Annotated in this window: 19 protein-coding genes; 11 read left to right on the plus strand and 8 right to left on the minus strand. The window is 74.6% G+C overall.

Annotated elements, in window-relative coordinates; translation table 11 throughout:
• The first annotated feature begins 65 nt into the window (after positions 1 to 65).
• The 4 genes from paaB to paaE all read left to right on the plus strand — a co-directional run bounded on the left by paaB (position 66) and on the right by paaE (position 3,092).
• Positions 66 to 332, plus strand: coding sequence for a 1,2-phenylacetyl-CoA epoxidase subunit PaaB (gene paaB / locus ACFY4B_RS06310; RefSeq protein ID WP_220450137.1), 267 nt, complete (start codon positions 66 to 68; stop codon positions 330 to 332).
• Between the two features lie 13 nt (positions 333 to 345).
• Positions 346 to 1,269: a 1,2-phenylacetyl-CoA epoxidase subunit PaaC gene (gene paaC / locus ACFY4B_RS06315; RefSeq protein ID WP_387966684.1), complete on the plus strand. Its 924-nt coding sequence runs from the start codon at positions 346 to 348 to the stop codon at positions 1,267 to 1,269.
• A 95-nt stretch (positions 1,270 to 1,364) separates the two neighbouring features.
• A complete protein-coding gene (gene paaD / locus ACFY4B_RS06320; protein WP_387966748.1) occupies positions 1,365 to 1,913 on the plus strand; it encodes a 1,2-phenylacetyl-CoA epoxidase subunit PaaD in 549 nt (182 codons plus the stop codon).
• Positions 1,914 to 3,092: a 1,2-phenylacetyl-CoA epoxidase subunit PaaE gene (paaE, locus tag ACFY4B_RS06325; protein ID WP_387966685.1), complete on the plus strand. Its 1,179-nt coding sequence runs from the start codon at positions 1,914 to 1,916 to the stop codon at positions 3,090 to 3,092. It begins immediately after the preceding gene.
• A gap of 39 nt (positions 3,093 to 3,131) precedes the next feature.
• Here paaE and ACFY4B_RS06330 read toward each other — a convergent pair whose 3' ends face one another.
• On the minus strand, positions 3,132 to 4,340 hold the full coding sequence (locus ACFY4B_RS06330) for an NAD(P)-binding domain-containing protein (protein ID WP_387966686.1): 1,209 nt from the start codon (positions 4,338 to 4,340) through the stop codon (positions 3,132 to 3,134).
• A 66-nt stretch (positions 4,341 to 4,406) separates the two neighbouring features.
• Complete coding sequence (locus ACFY4B_RS06335) at positions 4,407 to 4,778, minus strand: YbjQ family protein (protein WP_049649739.1); 372 nt, start codon at positions 4,776 to 4,778, stop codon at positions 4,407 to 4,409.
• 125 nt (positions 4,779 to 4,903) lie between these two features.
• Between ACFY4B_RS06335 and ACFY4B_RS06340 the strand changes: the two genes are divergently transcribed.
• Together ACFY4B_RS06340 and ACFY4B_RS06345 are read left to right on the plus strand one after the other, a co-directional pair.
• The gene (locus ACFY4B_RS06340) at positions 4,904 to 5,833 is read left to right on the plus strand and encodes a hypothetical protein (protein ID WP_143204631.1); all 930 of its coding nucleotides are present in this window, start codon (positions 4,904 to 4,906) and stop codon (positions 5,831 to 5,833) included.
• 141 nt (positions 5,834 to 5,974) lie between these two features.
• Positions 5,975 to 6,673: an aminoacyl-tRNA hydrolase gene (locus ACFY4B_RS06345; protein WP_387966749.1), complete on the plus strand. Its 699-nt coding sequence runs from the start codon at positions 5,975 to 5,977 to the stop codon at positions 6,671 to 6,673.
• Positions 6,674 to 6,802: 129 nt separating this feature from the next.
• On the opposite strand, the gene ACFY4B_RS06350 is transcribed toward ACFY4B_RS06345, so the two are convergent.
• From ACFY4B_RS06350 to ACFY4B_RS06360, 3 genes are read right to left on the minus strand one after another with little or no spacing between them, the layout of a single operon-like run.
• Positions 6,803 to 7,546 (minus strand): hypothetical protein, encoded by a 744-nt coding sequence (locus ACFY4B_RS06350; protein WP_375873381.1) that lies wholly within the window; start codon positions 7,544 to 7,546, stop codon positions 6,803 to 6,805.
• 30 nt (positions 7,547 to 7,576) lie between these two features.
• Positions 7,577 to 8,341 (minus strand): ABC transporter permease, encoded by a 765-nt coding sequence (locus ACFY4B_RS06355; protein ID WP_049649726.1) that lies wholly within the window; start codon positions 8,339 to 8,341, stop codon positions 7,577 to 7,579.
• A complete protein-coding gene (locus ACFY4B_RS06360; protein WP_074004242.1) occupies positions 8,338 to 9,261 on the minus strand; it encodes an ATP-binding cassette domain-containing protein in 924 nt (307 codons plus the stop codon). The genes ACFY4B_RS06355 and ACFY4B_RS06360 overlap by 4 nt, the downstream gene beginning before the upstream one ends.
• A gap of 198 nt (positions 9,262 to 9,459) precedes the next feature.
• Between ACFY4B_RS06360 and ACFY4B_RS06365 the strand changes: the two genes are divergently transcribed.
• Together ACFY4B_RS06365 and ACFY4B_RS06370 are read left to right on the plus strand one after the other, a co-directional pair.
• Positions 9,460 to 10,776, plus strand: coding sequence for a sensor histidine kinase (locus ACFY4B_RS06365; protein WP_387966687.1), 1,317 nt, complete (start codon positions 9,460 to 9,462; stop codon positions 10,774 to 10,776).
• A 44-nt stretch (positions 10,777 to 10,820) separates the two neighbouring features.
• Positions 10,821 to 11,480: a response regulator gene (locus ACFY4B_RS06370; protein ID WP_380737469.1), complete on the plus strand. Its 660-nt coding sequence runs from the start codon at positions 10,821 to 10,823 to the stop codon at positions 11,478 to 11,480.
• Positions 11,481 to 11,511: 31 nt separating this feature from the next.
• On the opposite strand, the gene ACFY4B_RS06375 is transcribed toward ACFY4B_RS06370, so the two are convergent.
• From ACFY4B_RS06375 to modA, 3 genes are all read right to left on the minus strand, one after another.
• The gene (locus tag ACFY4B_RS06375; RefSeq protein ID WP_387966688.1) at positions 11,512 to 12,588 is read right to left on the minus strand and encodes an ABC transporter ATP-binding protein; all 1,077 of its coding nucleotides are present in this window, start codon (positions 12,586 to 12,588) and stop codon (positions 11,512 to 11,514) included.
• 142 nt (positions 12,589 to 12,730) lie between these two features.
• A complete protein-coding gene (locus ACFY4B_RS06380) occupies positions 12,731 to 13,576 on the minus strand; it encodes an ABC transporter permease (RefSeq protein ID WP_387966750.1) in 846 nt (281 codons plus the stop codon).
• 92 nt (positions 13,577 to 13,668) lie between these two features.
• A complete protein-coding gene (modA, locus tag ACFY4B_RS06385) occupies positions 13,669 to 14,517 on the minus strand; it encodes a molybdate ABC transporter substrate-binding protein (protein WP_375873386.1) in 849 nt (282 codons plus the stop codon).
• A 380-nt stretch (positions 14,518 to 14,897) separates the two neighbouring features.
• Here modA and ACFY4B_RS06390 point away from each other — a divergent pair, with 380 nt between their 5' ends.
• The 3 genes from ACFY4B_RS06390 (at position 14,898) to ACFY4B_RS06400 (ending at position 18,714) form a co-directional block, all read left to right on the plus strand.
• Positions 14,898 to 15,965 (plus strand): RNA ligase (ATP), encoded by a 1,068-nt coding sequence (locus ACFY4B_RS06390; protein ID WP_387966689.1) that lies wholly within the window; start codon positions 14,898 to 14,900, stop codon positions 15,963 to 15,965.
• Between the two features lie 123 nt (positions 15,966 to 16,088).
• Positions 16,089 to 17,495 (plus strand): cytochrome P450, encoded by a 1,407-nt coding sequence (locus ACFY4B_RS06395; RefSeq protein ID WP_375873388.1) that lies wholly within the window; start codon positions 16,089 to 16,091, stop codon positions 17,493 to 17,495.
• Positions 17,496 to 17,820: 325 nt separating this feature from the next.
• A complete protein-coding gene (locus ACFY4B_RS06400; protein ID WP_079272445.1) occupies positions 17,821 to 18,714 on the plus strand; it encodes an MHYT domain-containing protein in 894 nt (297 codons plus the stop codon).
• Positions 18,715 to 18,769: the final 55 nt, after the last annotated feature.

An 18,769-nucleotide genomic window follows, 5' to 3' on the forward strand; every position in this document is an offset into this window, starting at 1 on the left:
CCCCGTCCGGGCCCAAGGCCGGGCCCGAGGCCGGTTCCAAAGCCGGTCCCAAGGCCGGCTGGCCGCTGTACGAGGTGTTCGTGCGTCCCCGGCGCGGGCTGAACCACGTCCACGTCGGCTCGCTGCACGCCGCCGACGACCGGATGGCCCTGCTCGCCGCCCGCGACCTGTACACCCGCCGCAACGAGGGCGTGAGCCTCTGGGTGGTCCGCTCGGACGCGATCACCGCCTCCACCCCGGACGAGCGCGACCCGTTCTTCGAGCCCAGCGGCGACAAGGTCTACCGCCACCCGACCTTCTACGACATCCCCGAGGATGTCCCGCACATCTGACGGGGGAGCCACCGTGCACGACCACACCACCTCCACCACCTCCACCGCCGGCACCGGCCAGGACGACCACGTCTACCTCAGCCTCGCCGACGCCGCCCCCGGCCCCGAGGGCGAGGGCCGCTGGGCGTACGGGACGGGCTTCGCCGACCCCCTGCTCGGCGTGGACACCGCGCTGCCCGCCGGTCTGGACGGCGCCGACCTCGCCGCCTACTGCCAGATGCTGGGCGACGACGCGCTGGTCCTCGCGCAGCGGCTGATCGAGTGGTGCACCCGGGCGCCCGAGCTGGAGGAGGAGGTCGCGCTCGCCAACCTGGGCCTCGACCTGCTCGGCCAGGCCCGCCTGCTGCTCACCCGGGCCGGCCAGGCGGACGGCACCGGCCGCACCGAGGACGACCTGGCGTACTGGCGGGAGGAGCACGAGTTCCGCAACGTCCGCCTGGTGGAGGCCCCGAACGGCGACTTCGCGTACTCGATCGCCCGGCTGCTGCTGTTCGCGACCGCGCGCGGCGCCCTCTACGAGGCGCTGAGCGCGCACCCCGACCCGGTGCTGGCCGCGGTCGCCGCCCGGGGCGTCAAGGAGCTGGCCTACCACCGGGAGTACGCCACCGCCTGGACCCTGCGCCTGGGCGACGGCACGCCGTACTCCGCCGGGCGGATGCAGGCCGGGGTGGACGCGGTCTGGCCGCTGCTGGAGGAGCTGTTCACGGCGCACCCGGTGGAGCTGCGGGCGGGCGTCGACCCGGCGGCCCTGCGCGAACCGGTGCTGCGCTCGCTCGGCGCCGTTCTCGCCGAGGCAGGGCTGACCGTGCCGGACGTACCGCCGCTGGCCACCGTCCTCGGTCTGGCCGGCCGGGACGGTGTGCACACCGAGGCGCTCGGCCCGCTGCTCGCCGAGTTCCAGGTGCTGGCCCGCGCCCACCCGGGGGCGACGTGGTGACCGGCGACGTCGTGACGGGCCCGGGGCCGACGGGCACCGCGGAGCCGACGGGCGGGACGGTCGGGACGGGCACCGCGGACCCGACGACCCGCGAGCTGGCCTGGGCCGTCGCCGCGGCCGTGCCGGACCCGGAGCTGCCCATGCTCACCCTGGCCGACCTGGGCGTCCTCGCCGAGGTCGGGGTGGACGGCGGCAGCGGCACGGTGACCGCGTGGCTGACCCCGACCTACTCGGGCTGCCCCGCCGTCGCCGAGATGGCCGCCGACGTGGACCGCCGGCTGCGCGCGGCCGGGTACCCGGACGTCCGGGTGCGGCTGCGGTTGGACCCGCCGTGGTCCACCGACCTGATCACCGCCGAGGGCCGTCGCAAGCTCGCCGAGGCGGGCATCGCCCCGCCGCGCCCGACCGCCGCCGTCGCCGCGGCCGGACCGGTGGCGCTCACCCTCGGTCCCACCCGCACCGGAACCGCGACCGCGCCCACCACCGTGGCCGCGCCGAGGACCGTCGCCGCGCCCCCCGTGCCGTGCCCGCGCTGCGGCGACGCCGACACGGAGGAGCTGTCCCGCTTCGGTTCCACCGCCTGCAAGGCGCTCTGGCGCTGCCGGGCCTGCCGCGAGCCGTTCGAACGCGTCAAGGAGATCTGAATGCCCGCCGCTTCCTCCGCCGCCCCCGCGTCCTCCGCCGCCGGGTCCGCCCCCGACGCCGAGGGGACCGGCATCCGCCCCGCCCGCCGCCCGACCTTCCACCGGCTGCGGATCGACCGGGTCGAGCGGCTCTGCGAGGACGCCGTCGCGGTGACCTTCGCGGTGCCGGTCGGGCTGGCGGAGGAGTACGCCTTCCGCCCCGGGCAGACCCTGACCCTGCGCAAGCTGGTGGACGGCACCGACGAGCGCCGCTCGTACTCGATCTGCGCCCCGGTCGGCGGGCCGCTGCGGATCGCCGTCCGGGAGGTGCCCGGCGGGCTGTTCTCACGCTGGCTGGTGCGCGAGGCGAAGCCGGGCGAGGAGGTGGAGGTGCTGACGCCGTCCGGCCTGTTCACCCCCGAGCTCGGCGTCCCGGCCGACCACGTGCTGCTCGCGGCCGGCTCCGGGATCACCCCGATGCTGTCGATCGCCGGCTCCGTGCTCGCGGCCGACCGCAGCTCCACCGTCACCCTGCTCTACGGCAACCGGCGCAGTGACAGCGTGATGTTCGCGGACGAGCTGGCCGACCTGAAGGACCGCTACCTCGACCGCTTCCAGCTGGTCCACGTGCTCTCCCGGGAGACCAGGGATGCCGAACTGCTCAGCGGCCGGCTGGACCCGGAGCGGGTACGCGCGCTGCTGGCGGCGCTGGTGGACGTCGGGAGCGTCGGGCACTGGTGGCTGTGCGGCCCGTTCGGCATGGTCGTGGGCGCGAAGGAGCTGCTCGCCGAGCTGGACGTGCCGGGCGAGCGGGTGCACCAGGAGCTGTTCCACGCCGAGGACGAGCCGCTCCCGGAGCGGGACGAGGACTGGGACCGGACGGACGGCTCGTCCGGCGGCTCCGCCGACGGCGTGTCGGGCCCGCGGAGCGAGGTCACCGTCGTCCTCGACGGCCGCGGCAGCACGCTCTGCCTCCCGCGCGACCGCTCGATCCTGGACGGCGCCCAGCGCTCCCGCCCCGACCTGCCGTTCGCCTGCAAGGGCGGAGTGTGCGGCACCTGCCGTGCCCTGGTCACCGAGGGCGAGGTGGAGATGCGCCGCAACTTCGCGCTGGAGGAGAAGGAGCTGGCCGCCGGCTACGTCCTCACCTGCCAGGCCCGCCCGGTCACCGACCGGGTGACCGTGGACTACGACCGCTGAGCGGACCACCACCGCCGACCGGACCACGATCGCGGAGCCTCAGACGGTGGCGGGCTCCATGACCGGGTCACCGGGCGTCGGGCTCCCGACCGTCGGGCCGGCGATCGTCGGGCTCGCGATCGTCGGGCCGGAGATCGTCGGCCGCCCGGGCGCAGGGTCCCCGAGCAGCTTGACGAGGTCGTTGACGGCCGCCCGCCCGGCCCGGTTGGCGCCGACGGTGCTGGCGGACGGGCCGTAGCCGACCAGGTGGACGCGGGGGTCGGCGGTGGCCCGGGTGCCGGTGAGCGCGATGCCGCCGCCGGGGGAGCGCAGCCCGAGCGGAGCGAGGTGCCCGACCTCGGGCCGGAAGCCGGTCGCCCAGACGATCGCGTCCACGGCCAGCTCCTCGTCGCCCCAGGCGACCCCGTGCTCGGTCAGGCGGTCGAACATCGGCCGGCGGTGCAGCGCGCCCAGCTCCTCGGCGCGCCGGTAGGCGACGGACGGGCCGAGCCCGGTCACGCTCACCACGCTGCGCGGCGGAAGCCCCTGCCGGACCCGCTCCTCGACCCTGGCGACCACCGCGCGCCCGTACTCGGGGGTGAACGGCCCGTCGTGGTAGACGGGCTCGGAGCGGGTGACCCACACCGTCTCGCCGACCGCGGCGACCTCCGACAGCACCTGGACCGCCGAGGCGCCGCCGCCCACCACCAGCACCCGCTTGCCCGTGAACTCCTCGGGGCCGCGGTACTCGGCGTAGTGCAGCTGGCGGCCCGCGAAGCGGCCCGGGTAGTGCGGCAGGAACGGGCGGGTCCAGGTGCCGGTGGCGTTGATCAGCGCGCGGGTGGACCAGGTGCCGCGGTCGGTCTCGACCAGCAGCCGGGAGTCCGGGCGCTCGGACTCGGCGCGTACGGCGCGCACCGCGACCGGGCGTACGACCGGGAGCGCGTGCTGCGCCTCGTACGCCGCGAAGTACTCCGGCACCACCTCGCGCGCGGGGGCGTCCGGGGCCGGCGGCGGGAGTTCGGCGTCCGGGAGGTCGTGGACGCCGTGCACGGTGGCCATCCGCAGGGACGGCGAGCGGTACGCCCAGGCACCGCCGGGGACGGCGTTGGCGTCGAGGACGACGAAGCCGCCGTCGACGCCCGTCCGGTGACGGGCGAAGCCGCGGCGGTGCAGGTGGTAGGCGGCGGACAGACCTGCCTGTCCGGCGCCCACCACCAGGACGTCCACCCGTTCCGGAACGCTGTTCGTTGCACCGTAAACAGTCACGCCCGAGAAACATCGGGGGGTCGGCGGGTGTTCCCCGGTCAGGAGAGGAATGTCACAGGAGGAACGTCAGGAGACCGGGGAGATGACCGCGGCGGTGCCGTAGGCGCAGACCTCGGTACCCACGGCGGCCGCCTCCGTGACGTCGAAGCGCATCATCAGGACGGCGTTGCCGCCGCGCGCCTTGGTCTGCTCGATCAGCCGCTGCATCGCCTCGTTGCGGCTCTCGACCAGGGTCTTCGTCAGACCGCGCAGCTCGCCGCCGACCAGTGACTTCAGACCGGCACCGATCTGGCTGCCGACGTGGCGGCTGCGAACGGTCAGCCCGAAGACCTCGCCGATCACGTGGTCGACCCGGTAACCGGGGATGTCGTTGGTGGTCACGACCAGGACGTCGGCGTTCGGGCCCTGCCCGCCGCCGTACTCGTTGATGTCAGCCATGCGGCTCATCCTGCCAAACTCCTGCGTCCGAGTGACAGCGGCGGGGCCGGGCGGTGGCCGAGAAGGCTCCCGGAAGCTGGTCCGGACCGGTGATCGGGCGACCGAAAGGCCGTACCGTTAGCCCCATGGGCGAGCGAAGTGATCATCCACAGGGGCCGGGCGCGGCGGAGGACTCCGGCGCGCAGGAAATCGAGGCGACGGTGGTGCTGGGCCTGCGGATCACCGACTGGCCGGCCCTGCGCGCGGCCGCGATCAGGGCCGTCGAGGAGCTGGACTTCGGGGGCGTCGACCCGGCCGGGCAGCGCCGCGAACTGCTGCGCGAGGTCGCCGAGGACGCCAACGCGGCGCTCGGCGCGCTGCTGCATCCGGACCGGCTGGTGGCCGCCATCCCCGGGGTGGAGGCGATCGGCGGCACGCTGGAGATCAGCGTCACGGAGGACTTCACACCGGACTTCGCCGACCTGTTCCCGCTGGAGGGCGACGAGGAGGAGGGCGGCGCGGGCGCGGACTGGACGCTCACCCCGCGCACGGCCTGCCTGCTCCACGCCCAGCTGATCGGCCTGGCCGACGCCGCGTACGACGACCTCGACGAGCACGGCGACGAGGCGGTCGCCGACAGCGATGACGTGGACTGGACGGTCTTCGCCCGGCTTCCCGAACGCACCTGGCGGATGCACCGGGGCTGGCGCCGCGCGATGGCCCGGGCCTTCGACGACCTCGCCGACGACCTCGCGCTCGGCGAGTGGCCGCTGCCGCGCTGCCTGGCCGAGGACATCGCGCTGCGGATGGCTCTGGTGGACGCCCGGGCGCTGCTCGGTGCGCAGCCCGAGTCGGTGGCGGACATGATGGGCGACCTTCCGGCCGACCTGTACGACTACGACTGGGACGGCTGCCAGGACGAGCTGTTCGGGGTCTACGGGCCGGACGAGGGCGATCCGGAGCTGGCGGCGGAGCAGCGCACCGAGATGCTGCTCGCGGCCACCCACCCGGAGGGCTGGTTCCTGATGTACGAGGACGCGGAGGAGCGGGACCCGCAGCGCGGCTACCGGCGCTGACGGGGCCAGTGCCGGCGGGAGTGCCGGGGTGACCACCGGGGCGGACGGGGCGGGCCGAGTCGGTCGGGGCGGGGCTGGCATCCTGGACGGGTGACTTCTCCTTCCGACGCCCCGACTCCCCTCACCCCGGCCCCCGCTCCGGTGGCCGACCCCGGCGACGCCCCGTCGCGCGAGGACCGCGACGAGCGGCCGCAGTACGTGCTGCCGCTGGTCGTCCGGCTGGAGCGGGCCACTCCGCCGGGCCGGACGGACGCGCTGGAGACCTCGGCGCGGGCGGTGCTCACCCTGCTCGCCGACCCTCGGGTGACCGAGGCGGGCGGCGAGTGGGCGGAGCGGGTCGATGCCTGGGAGGACGCCCGGATCCGCAAGGTGGTCCGGCGGGCCCGGGGCGGGGAGTGGCGCCGGGCCGGCGAGCTGCCGGGCGTCACGGTGCACGGGCGGGAGGCCGAGGTGCGGGTGTTCCCGCCGGTCCCGCTGGACGGCTGGCCGAAGGAACTCGCCAAGCTCCAGGTGTCCGGGACGGACCTCGAGGAGACGGCCGAGGTCGGTGCGCCCGAGCCGGGGCTGCCGGTGCTGTGGCTCAACCCCGAGCTGGAGATGAGCGCGGGCAAGACGATGGCGCAGACCGGGCACGCCGCCCAGCTCGCGTGGTGGCGGCTGGACGAGGCGCGGCGCAAGGAGTGGGCCGAGGCCGGCTTCGCGCTCGCGGTCCGGACCGCCTCGCCGGAGGCATGGGAGGAGCTCGTCCGCAGCGGGCTGCCGGTGGTCCAGGACGCGGGCTTCACCGAGATCGCGCCGGGCAGCTGCACGGTGATCGCGGAGCACCCGGCGCTGCGGTGACGGGCTGACAGGCGACAGCGGACAGCCGACGGCCGACGGCGAACAGCTAACAGCTTGCAGCAAACAGCGAACAGATGACAGATTTCGAAATCTGTCATCTGTTCGCTGTTTGCTGTCGGCTGTCGTCCGTCAGCTGTGCTGGTACCGCCGCATCGCCCGGAGTCCGCCGTAGGCCGCCAGGGCCGTCCAGAGCGCCATGATCAGCAGCCCGGTCCAGTGGCCGTAGTGGATGCCCGGCTCGGTCTGGGTGCGCGTCGCGTAGAGGCCGGCCCGGTCGGGCAGGAACTGGCCGAGTTCCCGGACGCCGGGGATGGCGGCCAGCCAGGTGGTGCCCAGGAACACCATCGGGGTCAGTAGGCCGAGCGCGGCGCTGAAGTTGCCCAGCATCGCGGTCAGTCCGAGGCAGAGCAGCACCATCATCGGGTGGTACAGCACGCCGGCCAGGAAGCTGCGGGCCAGGCCCGGGGTGGAGAGGTCCAGGCCGACGGTGGTGCCGACGGCCAGGAACGAGCCCGCCGTCGAGGCCAGGCCGAGCAGCAGGCCCAGTCCGGCGCCGAGCGCGAGCTTGGCGCCGTACAGTCGGCCGCGCCGGGGGACGGCGGTGAGCGAGGTGCCGATCATGCGGGTGTTGAACTCCTGCCCGATCAGCAGGATGCCGAGGCAGGCCACCGCGACGTGGCCGAAGAGCAGCCCGTAGAAGATCCCGTTGGCCGGGTCCGGGGCGGGCGTGTGGTCCTTCGCCCCGTAGGCGGCGCTGACGGCGGCCGTGACGCCGACGGTCAGCGCCAGGGCGACCAGCGGGGCCGCCCACTGCGAGGGCAGGGTGGTGAACTTGACGCGTTCGGCGCGTAGGGCGCCGGCGAGCGTGCTCATGGTTTTCTCTCGTTTCCCGTTCGTCCGAGGTCACTTGGCGCCGATGCGGCGCAGCGCGCGCAGGCCGCCGTACGCCGCCAGCGCCGTCCAGAGCGCCATGATCAGCAGCCCGGTCCAGTGCCCGTACGCGACTTGCGGGTCGTCGGCGTACCGCAGGGCGTACTGGCCGGCCCGGTCGGGCAGGAACTGGACGACCCGGCGGATCCCGGGCACTCCGCCGAGCAGTGGCGAGAGCAGGAAGACGGTCGGCACCAGCAGTCCCATGGCGGCGGTGAGGTTGCCCAGCAGCGCGGTCGCTCCGAGGCAGAGCACCACCAGCAGCGTCTGGTAGAGCACGCCGGCGACGGCGCTGCGCAGGAGGGCCGGCCCGTCCCAGGCGCCCGGGGCGGTGGCCGCGTAGCCGGCGAAGGCGCCCGCCGTGCCGACGGCGCCGACGGCGAGGCCGACGAGCGCGCCGAGCGCCAACTTGGCGCCGTACAGCCGGTTGCGGCGCGGGACGGCGGTGAGCGACACGTTGATCATGCGGGTGTTGAACTCCTGCCCGATCAGCAGGATGCCGAAGCAGGCCAGGGCCGCCTGGCCGAAGTTGAGCCCGTAGAAGACCCCGACGCTCGGGTCGTCGGTGATGCTGTGGTCCTTGCCGCCGATGGCCGCGCCGATGGCGGTGGTGACCCCGGCGGTCAGCAGCAGGGCGAGCAGCGGGGTGATCCAGAGCGAGCGGAGGGTGGTGAGCTTGATCCGCTCGGCGCGCAGGACGTGCAGGACGTGCGCGGAGCCGGCAACGGGTGTGGTCATGCGGAGGCCTCCGCGCGGTACTCGACGCTGTCGGCGGTCATCCGCATGAACGCCTCTTCCAGCGAGTCTTGTTGGACGGCGATCTCGTACAGCACCACCCCGTTGGCGGCGGCGAGCGCGGCGATCCGCTCGGGTTCGGCGCCGCTCACCTCCCAGGCGCCGCCGTCGACTTCGGTGGCGTCGAGTCCGTGGTCGTGGCCGGGGCCGCCGAGCAGGGCGGCGAGCTTGGCGGGGGCGACGGCGCGGACCCTGATCCGGGTCCGGCCGTGGCGGTCGATGAACTCGGAGGTGGCGGCGTCGGCGAGCAGTCGGCCGCGCCCGATCACCACCAAGTGGTCGGCGGTGAGGGCCATTTCGGTCATCAGGTGAGAGGAGACCAGCACCGCCCGGCCCTCGGCGGCCAGGTCGCGCAGCAGGGTGCGGATCCAGCGGATGCCCTCCGGGTCCAGGCCGTTGACGGGTTCGTCCAGCAGCAGCACCGGCGGGTCGCCGAGCAGGGCGGCGGCCACCCCGAGGCGCTGGCGCATGCCGAGCGAGAAGCCCCGGATCCGCCGTCCGGCCGCGTCCGCCAGGCCGACCTGGCCGAGCACCTCGTCGACCCGGCGGGCCGGCAGCCCGTTGCTCGCGGCGAGCCAGCGCAGGTGGCCGTGCGCGGTCCGGCCGCCGTGCATCGCCTGGGCGTCCAGCAGCGCGCCCACCGTCCGCAGCGGGGCGGGGAGTTCGGCGTACGGGCGGCCGTCGACCAGGGCGTGTCCGGCGGTCGGCCGGTCGAGGCCGAGGACCAGGCGCATGGTGGTGCTCTTGCCGGCGCCGTTCGGGCCGAGGAAGCCGGTCACCACGCCGGGTCGGACCTCGAAGGTCAGGTCGTCGACGACGCGCCGGCCGTCGTACTCCTTGGTCAGGCCCTGGATCTCGATCACGGCCCGCTCCCCTCGTCTCGTCGTCGGTGGTCTCCGCCGGTGCCCGTTGTGGCTGCCCCGGTCGGTGGCTCCATTCGACCGGAGCGGGCCGGTGCGGCGGATCCCGCCGGGGCGGGGAGCCGTCTCCCTCCCAGGAGGGAGGGCGCGGGCGACCGGCGCGGGATCCGGGGACGGGGGGCGACCTGGCAGGATGGCGCAATGTCCAAGATCGCAGCGCTGAGGGGCGCGAGCGCGGTGTCCGGAGGCTCCGCGCCGGGAAGTGCGGTGTCCAGGCTCGTCGCGCCGCTGGCGGCCGGCGTCACGTACGCGCGGCTGCTGCACCTGCTGGTGGGGTGGATCTTCGCGGGCGTGGTGCTGATGATCTATCCGGGGACGTACCGGAAGGGCCTCGGCGAGATCCTCACGGCGAGCGTACTGGTGGACTGCGTGCTGCTCGCGGCGCTCGCGCTCATCCCGGCGGCTCGGCGGGCGGAGGGGGTGCAGGCGCGGCTGCTGCTGGTGCCCGACCGTGAGGAGGACATCGCCGCCGAGCCCTCCCGCACCTGGGCCGACCGGCGGCGGACGGCGGGTTGGCTGATCGGCCGGGTCGCGCTCGGCTCGGTGGCCGGGTTCGTGCTCTCCTTCGGCTCCGCCGCGTGCTACGACCGGCTGACCGGTCCGGACGCGCTCTGGTACCTCCCGTTCGCCCCGTTGCTGGTACTCGGTTTCGGCTGGTTCCTGGTCCTCGCCGGGCGCCTCCAACTCGCCATGGCCGTACGGCTGCTGGGCCCGTCTCCGACCGAGCGGCTGGCGGAGGCGGAGCTGCGGGCCGAACGCCTGCTGGAACGCAACCGGTTGGCCCGGGAGCTGCACGATTCGATCGGCCACGCACTGACGGTGACGGTCCTTCAGGCCGGCGCGGCGCGCGAGGTCGGGGACCCGGCCTTCGTCGCCAAGGCGCTCGAAGTCATCGAGGAGACCGGCCGGCAGGCCATGGAGGACCTCGAACGCACCCTCGTGCTGCTGCGCGAGACCCCGGCCGGGGCGAACGGCGTGGCCACCGAACAGCCCGGGATCGACCAGCTGCCCGCGCTGTTCGACACCGCCCGGGCGGCCGGCAGCCCGGTGGAGGCGCGGATGGAGGTGCCACCCGGCACACTGCCCGGGGTGCTCTCCCGCGAGTCGTACCGGATCGTCCAGGAGGGCGTCACCAACGCGCTCAAGTACGCGCCCGGCGAACCGGTCGACATCCGGATCGCCGTACGGGAAGGGCAGTTGGAGCTGCGCTGCGCCAACCGGCTGCCCGGCGCCGGGCGTTCGGCGGTCGGCGCGGCCGGGCCTGCCGGTTCGGCCGGCTCGGTACGGCCTCCGGCGGGCGGTGCGGGCCGGGGCGCGACGCGCAAGGGCGGCAAGGGGCTGCGCGGCATCCGCGAGCGCGCCACGCTGCTCGGCGGGGAGGCGGCGGCGGGGGTGTCGCAGGAGGGCGGAGGGGAGTGGGTGCTGACCGTCCGGCTGCCCCTACGCTTGGGCTCGTGACGAACAATCCTGTGACGCGAGGCCCGGCCGGAGGAGCCGCGGGGATGACGGACATCCTGCTCGCCGACGACGAGGAACTGGTCCGGGCCGGCCTGCGGGCCGTCCTGGAGGCGCAGGGGGACCTGCGGGTGGTCGGCGAGGCGGCCGACGGCGCGGAAGCGGTCGCGCTGGCCCGCGCGCTGCGCCCGCACGTGGTGCTGATGGACGTCCGGATGCCCGTGCTGGACGGCCTGGCGGCCACCCGCGAGCTGCTGCGCCCCGGCGCACCGGAGGAGCGTCCGCCGAGGATCCTGGTCGTGACCACCTTCGAGAACGACGACTACGTCTACCAGGCGTTGCGCGCGGGCGCCGACGGCTTCCTGCTCAAGCGCACCCGCCCGGCCGAGATCGCCCACGCGGTACGGCTGGTGGCGGCGGGCGAGTCGCTGCTGTTCCCGGCCGCGATCCGCCGGCTGGCGGCCGGGCACGGCAACCCGACCGCCCGGGCCGCCATGGAGCGGGCGGCGCTGACCGGGCGCGAGGCGGAGGTGCTGCGGCTGGTCGCGCGGGGCCTGAGTAACGGGGAGATCGCCGAGCGGCTGTTCCTCGGCGTGCAGACGGTGAAGACGCACGTCAGCAGCGTGCTGGCGAAGCTGGGGGCGCGGGACCGCACCCAGGCGGTGATCGCGGCGTACGAGTCGGGGTTCGTCGAGCCCTCGGAGTGACGCGAGCTGATGACGCGTCAGAAAGAGCCGCTCAGGCCGGGTAGGCGTGGGTCTGGGCGGCCTTGACCGAGGCCCAGACCGCGACGCCGGGCGCCAGCTCCAGCTCCGCGACGGCGGCCGGGGTCAGGTCGGCGGCCATCGGCAGGTCGCCGGCGAGTTCGACGCGGACCTGGTCGCCGTGCAGGTCGAGCCCGGTGACCTCGGCCTCCCAGAGGTTGCGCGCGCTGGTCCGCGGACGCTCCCGGTACAGCGTCACGGCGGAGGGCGGGAAGGCGACGAAGGCCGGACCGTCCAGCTCCTCGGTGGTGGCCAGCACCGTGCCGTCCGGGAGCGTGACCCGGGAGCCCTCGGCCCGGCCCTGGTACAGGTTCAGCCCGACCAGCCGGGCGATGTAGTCGGTGCGCGGGCGCCGGGCGACCTCCGCCGGGCTGCCGGACTGCACCTCGTGCCCGTCCTCGATCACCACCAGTCGGTCGGCCAGCACCATGGCGTCCAGCGGGTCGTGCGTCACCAGCACCGCCACCGCCTCGAACTCGGCCAGGTGGCGCCGCAGTTGGGCGCGTACGTCGAGCTGGGTGCGGGCGTCCAGGGCGGCCAGCGGCTCGTCCAGCAGGAGCAGCCGGGGGCGTACCGCGAGGGCTCGGGCGAGCGCCACCCGCTGGGCCTGGCCGCCGGAGAGCCGGCCGGGGCGGACCGTGGCGTGGTCGGCCAGGCCCATCCGCTCCAGCCAGTCGGCCGCCTCGGCCCGCGCCTCCCGCTTGGGGCGGCCCTGGCAGCGCGGGCCGAAGGCGACGTTGTCGAGCGCGCTCAGGTGCGGGAATAGCAGGTAGTCCTGGAACACCACGCCGACCGGCCGCTCCTCGGCCGGGGTGTGCACGCGCTGCGCCGGGTCCTCCAGGAGGCGGCCGTCCAGGCGCAGGTGGCCGCCGGTGAGCGGGAGCAGCCCGGCGAGGGCGCGCAGGGCGGTGGACTTCCCGGCGCCGTTGGGGCCGAGCAGCGCCACCACCTCGCCGGGGGCGGCGGTCAGCGCGAGGTCGAGGGCGAACGCGGCGCGCTCGACCCGCAGGCGGGCGTCCAGGGCGGGGCCGGGGCGGCTTTCGGTGCTCATCGGGGCGGCGTCCAGGTGTCCAGTGCGTCTGCTGCGTTCAGCGTGTCCGGGATGGCAGGTGGGGATGGGAGGGCGCGTGCGGTCGGGATGGTGCGGGTGGTCGGGATGGCGTGTGCGCTCGGGACGGCGCGGGCGGGCGGGGTCACGGCGTCGACAGCCAGCGGTCACGCAGGCCGACCAGGACGGCGACGGAGACCACCAGCAGCACCAGCGACAGCGCGATCGCCGCCTGCGGGTCCGACTCCATGGCCAGGTAGACGGCCAGCGGCATGGTCTGGGTGCGGCCCGGGAAGTTGCCCGCGAAGGTGATCGTCGCACCGAACTCGCCGAGCGCCCGGGCCCAGGCCAGGACGGCCCCGGCGGCGATCCCCGGCGCGATCAGCGGCAGGGTGACCCGCCGGAACGCGGTCAGCCGGGAGGCGCCCAGGGTCGCGGCGGCCTCCTCGTAGCGGGGGTTGGCGGCCCGCAGCGCGCCCTCGACGCTGATCACCAGGAACGGCATCGCCACGAACGCCTCGGCGATCACGACCCCGGTGGTGGTGAACGGCAGCGTGATGCCGAAGGCCGAGTCCAGCCAGGAGCCGACGATGCCGCGCCGCCCGAGCACCAGCAGCAGCGCCACACCGCCGACCACCGGCGGCAGCACCAGCGGCAGGGTGACCAGCGCCCGGATCACCCGCCGGCCCGGCAGCTCGGTGCGGGCGAGCAGCCAGGCCAGCGGGACGCCCAGGACCAGCGACACGGCGGTGGCCGCGGTCGCGCTGATCAGCGACAGGCGCAGCGCGTCCCAGACGGCGGTGCTGGTGAGCTGCTCGGACAGGTCGCTCCAGGGCGCCCGGATCAGCAGGCCGACCAGCGGCAGGACCAGGAACGCCAACCCGAGCAGCGCCGGGAGCAGCAGGGCGACCGGGGCGCGGTGCGTCCGCGGGCGTCGGTTTCGCGGGGCGCGACTTCGTGGGTCGCGGTTTCGTGGGTCGCGGCGCGGCAGGGCCTTCTCGGCTTCCGCCGCGCCGCCGCCGACGGTGCGGTTCCGACCGGAGTCGCGTCCGGAGCCGTCCCCGGGGCCGGTGGTGCGCTCGCTCACGGTGCCTGGAAGCCCGCCGCGGTCAGCACCTGCTTGGCCTCGGGCGACTGGACGTACGCGACGAAGGCCGCGGCGCCGTCCTTGTTCGGCGCCTTGGCGAGTGCGGCGATCGGGTAGTCGTTCACGGCCTTGTCGGCCTCGGGGAAGTCCACGCCGTCGATCTTCGCAGCATCGGCCTGCACATCGGTCCGGTACACCAGGGACGCGTCGACCTCGCCGAGTTCGACCTTGGTGAGCGCGCCCTTGACGTCCTGCTCCAGGGTGACCGGGGTGAGGTCGACGCCCGCCGCCTTGAGCGCGGTCTGGGCGGCGGCGCCGCACGGCACCTCCTTCGCGCACAGCGCGACCTTCACGCCGGAGGCGGTGAGGTCCTTGAGGCCCGCGATGTGCTTGGGGTTGCCCTTGGGGACGGCGATGGTGAGCGTGTTCCGGACGAAGGTCGTCGGCTGCCCGCTGGCACCGCCCGCGTCCGTCACGGTCTTCATGGTGGCCGGGCTGGCGGCGGCGAACACGTCCGCCGGGGCACCGGAGTTGATGCTGGTGGCGAGGCTGGAGCTGCCGCCGAAGTTGAAGGTGACCTTGGCGCCCGGGTTGGCGGCCTCGAACTTCTTGCCGAGCTCGGTGAAGGTCTCCTTGAGCGAGGCGGCGGCGAAGACGGTGATGGTGCCGGAGGCCTTCGGGACGCTGCTGCCCGCGGCGGAGGCGTTCGCGGAGGTGCTCGAAGAGGCCGAGGAACCGGAGGACTTGCCGCCGTCGCTGCCGCAGGCGCTGACTCCGAGCCCGAGGACGAGGACCGCGGCGGTGGCGACGGCGAGCCTGCGGGCGGTGGGCGTACGGGTGCTCATCGGTGCTTCCCCTCCAGGGTGCGCGCCGGGAGGGGCGCGAGGGACGAGCCGCAGGTGCGGCCATTACGGCGATCATAGTGCCGCATATGCGAGCGATAAATCCCCTGTCGGTTCGCACAGCTGGGGGCCGGGCGGGTCTCGGGGCTGCTGTGGGATGGCTCAACCGGGACTCGCGGGGCGCGGTGAGGACGGTGAGGCGGTGAGGACGGTGAGGCGGTCAGGTTGGTGGGGACGGTGGGCCGGTGTGGGCGCTGGCGAGGGGCGCGCGGTAATTGCGTCGCGCCGTGGGTGGTCGAACGGCCAGAGTGGTCGCCGTCCGTACAGACGGCCGGGCCGGTCGGACACACGGCCGGGGCCGAACCAAGGGGAGGAGTCCGTCCATGTCCACGCTGCGCGTCACCGCCGAGAAGCTGGTCATCCTGGAGCACCCGAACGCCGATGCCCTGGAGCTCGCCCAGGTCGGCCTCTACCGGGCGGTGGTCGCGAAAGGCGCGTACCGGACCGGGGACCACGCCGTCTACATCCCCGAACAGTCCGTCCTCCCCGAGGAGTTGATCGAGGAGCTGGGTCTGACCGGCAAGCTGGCCGGCGCCCGGGCGAACCGGGTGAAGGCGGTACGGCTGCGCGGCGAGCTGTCCCAGGGCGTCGTCTGCCGGCCCGCCGCGCTCGCCGGCACCGACCTGGCCGCCGCGGCCGAGCGCGGCGAGGACTTCGCCGAGCTGCTCGGGGTCGTCAAGTGGCAGCCGCCGGTGCCGACGTCGATGAGCGGTGACGTGGTCAGCGCGCCGGACCTGCTGCCCTGGGTGGACATCGAGAACCTCAAGCGCTACCCCGAGGCCTTCGCGCCGGGCGAGCCGGTCGTGCTGACCGAGAAGCTGCACGGCAGCTGCTGCCTGGTCACGTACACCGCCGTCACTGGCGAGGTGCGGGTGTCGTCCAAGGGCATCGGTGCGCAGGGGCTGGCGCTGGCCGAGGACGCGCGCAACCTCTACTGGCGGGCGGTGCGCGCGTACGACATCCCGGCGGTGGCGGCCCGGCTGGCGGAGCGCCTCGGGGCCGAGCGGGTCGGCATCTTCGGCGAGGTCTTCGGTGAGGGCGTGCAGGACCTGGGCTACGGCGCCTCGGCGCGCACCGAGCGGCCCGGATACGCCGCGTTCGACGTGTCGGCCGTCGTGGACGGGCAGCTGAACTGGCTTTCGGCAGACGTACTGCTGGACGGGGAACTGCCGTTGGTGCCCGAGCTGTGGCGCGGACCGTTCGATCCGGAGACCGTGCTGGGGTTCGCCCGAGGCCGGGAGACCGTCTCCGGGCGTGAACTGCACCTGCGCGAGGGCGTGGTGGTGCGGCCGGTCACCGAGCGCTGGAGCCCGGTGCTCGGCGGGCGGGCGATCGCCAAGGTGGTCAGCGAGGCTTACCTGACCCGCAAGGGGGGCACCGAGTACGAGTGAGACGGGCCCGGATCCGGTGGCCGGGCAGGTCGGCCCGGCCGACCGGTCCGGGTGCGGCTCCTCTCGGTGCTGACCGCCCGTCGGTAGAGGCGGCGGGTGAGTCCCCGTACAGAAGGAGTGCCGATGGCCACCGAAGTCCTCCCCGTTCCCGACCCCGGCCTCGTGCCCGCCCCCACCTCCGCGATACCCGTGCCGGCCGGGAACCCGCTGGTCGGATCGCTGTTCGACCTCACCCGCCGCCCGCTGCGCAGCTACCTCGCGGCCCGCCGCGACCACGGCGACGTGGTGCGCTTCCAGGCCGGGCCGCCCGGGCTGCGGGCCGACTTCTACGGGGTGTTCTCGCCGGAGGGCGTCCGCCAGGTGCTGGCGGGCGAGGCGGCCAACTTCCGCAAGGAGGACCCGTTCTACGACGAGCTCCGGAGCAGCGTCGGCAACGGGCTGCTGACCAGTCAGGACGCCGAGTACCAGCGCCAACGCCGGATGGTGCAGCCGCTGTTCACCCGGCGCCGGGTGGACGGCTACGCGGACGCGCTCGCGCAGGAGGCGCAGTCGCTCGCCGAGCGGTGGCGGGCGGTGCCCGGCGGGGTGGTGGACGCGGCGGACGAGACGTCCCGGTTCGCGCTGCGGGCGGTCGCGCGCATCCTCTTCGGCGCCGACGTGGAGGAGGCGATAGCGGTGGTCCACCGCAGCTTCCCGGTGCTCGGCGAGTACGTGAAGGAGCGCGGCTACGCCCCGGTCCGCCTCCCGCGCACCTGGCCGACGCCGGCCAACCGGCGCGGTGCCGAGGCCCAGCGGGCGCTGTACGGGGTCTGCGACCGGATCATCGCCGAACGGGCCGCGCGGGGCGGCGGCGACGAGGGCGCGGACGACCTGCTCACCCTGCTCGGCCGGGCCCGCGACGACCACGGAGAGCGGCTGGACCCGGCCGAACTCCGGGACCAGGTCCTGGTGTTCCTGCTCGCCGGGCACGAGACCACGGCCACCGCGCTGGCCTTCGCGCTGCACCTGCTGGCCAAGCACCCCGAGCAGCGGCGGCTCGCCCGCGAGGAGGCGCGGACCGTCCTGGCTGGGCGCGCGCCGACGGCGGCGGACCTGGACGCGCTCCCGTACATCACCCGGGTGCTGAAGGAGGCGATGCGGCTCTATCCGTCGGCGGCCCTGGGCGGGCGGCGGGCGGTCGAGGAGACCGTCATCGACGGGTACGTGATCCCGGCGGGGGCGCAGGTCGTCGTCGCGCCGCTGGTCACCCACCGGCACCCGGACCACTGGGAGGATCCGGAGCGCTTCGACCCGGACCGCTTCCTGCCGGAGGCGGAGCGGGCCCGGCACCGCTACGCCTGGTTCCCGTTCGGGGGCGGGCCGCGGGCCTGCATCGGGCAGCACTTCTCGATGCTGGAGGCGGTGCTGGCGCTGGGGGTGCTGCTGCGGGACTTCGAGGTGGAGGCGGTGGACCGGAGGGTGGCGCTCGCCCAGGGGATCACGCTGCGGGCGGCGAGTCCGATGCGGATCCGGGTGACGGCTGACAGCTGACGGGGTTCAGCGAACAACGAACAGCGAACAACGAACAACAGACAGCGGACAGATGACAGATTTCAAACTCTGTTATCTGTCTGTTGTCATCTGTGCGCCGTCCGCTGGGCAGACGACCGGAGCATTCGAACACATCACCCGGGCCTCGCGGGCAGCTTTTCAGATCTTTGTCTGACCGATTCCGGCCCCTCGATAGCGTCCCACGCACCCCAGGCCGGAAGCGCACATGCGGTTGGCATATGCCTTCGTATGCAGTCCGCCCGGCCCGGGGAGCCCGGGCGCACCGCGTACCGCCTCCGGGCCCGACCGGTCGACCGGAGGTCCCATGGGCACCATCAACCACCTCAGCTTCGGCTGGCTGACCCCCGCCCTCTCGTACCTGATGGCCTGCGCCGGCGCGGCCCTCGGGCTGCGCTGCACGCTGCGCGGCCTGGCCGCGAGCGGCCCGGCCCGGCGGAACTGGCTGGTCACGGCCGCCGCCGCGATCGGCTCCGGGATCTGGACCATGCACTTCGTCGCCATGTTCGGCTTCACCGTCGACGGCACCGAGCTGCGCTACAACGTGCCGCTGACCGTCCTCAGCCTCGTGGTCGCGGTGCTGGTCACCGGCCTCGGCCTGACCGTGGTCTGCTACGGCCGGCACCGCGGCCTCTCCCTGCTGTCCGGCGGCGTCACCACCGGTCTCGGCGTCGCCGCGATGCACTACCTGGGCATGGCCGCCCTCCGGATGCACGGCGGGCTGCACTACGACGCCGGGACGGTCGCGCTGTCCGTGCTGGTCGCGGTCGGCGCCGCCACCGCCGCGCTCTGGGCCGCCGTCACCATCCGCAACGTGTACGCGGCCGCGGCCGCCGCGATGGCCATGGGCCTCGCCGTCAGCTGCATGCACTACACCGGCATGGCCGCCGTCCACGTCCGGTTGGAACCGACCCGGACCGGCCTCGGCGGGGTCAGCCCGATGGAGTTCGTCTTCCCGCTCGCCGTCGGTCTCGGCTCGTTCCTCTTCCTCGCCTCGGCCTTCGTCGCGCTCTCGCCGACCGCCCAGGAGCGGGCCGGCTACCGGGAAGCCGGCGAGTTGGCCACCGAGGAGCTCCCCGCCGGGCCCCCGTACCCCGAGCCCCCGTACCCCGAGCCCGCCCGGCAGGAGCTCGCCCCGGCCGAGGCCGGGCGGCGCGGCGGCGAGGGGCGCGACGGCGAACGGCACGGCCGCGCCGCCTGAGCCGCGCCCCCTCCAGCCCCCGCCCGCCTGCCCCCGCCCACCTGCCTCCGTCCTC

This window comes from Kitasatospora sp. NPDC001261 (assembly GCF_042896795.1).
Lineage (GTDB): Bacteria > Actinomycetota > Actinomycetes > Streptomycetales > Streptomycetaceae > Kitasatospora.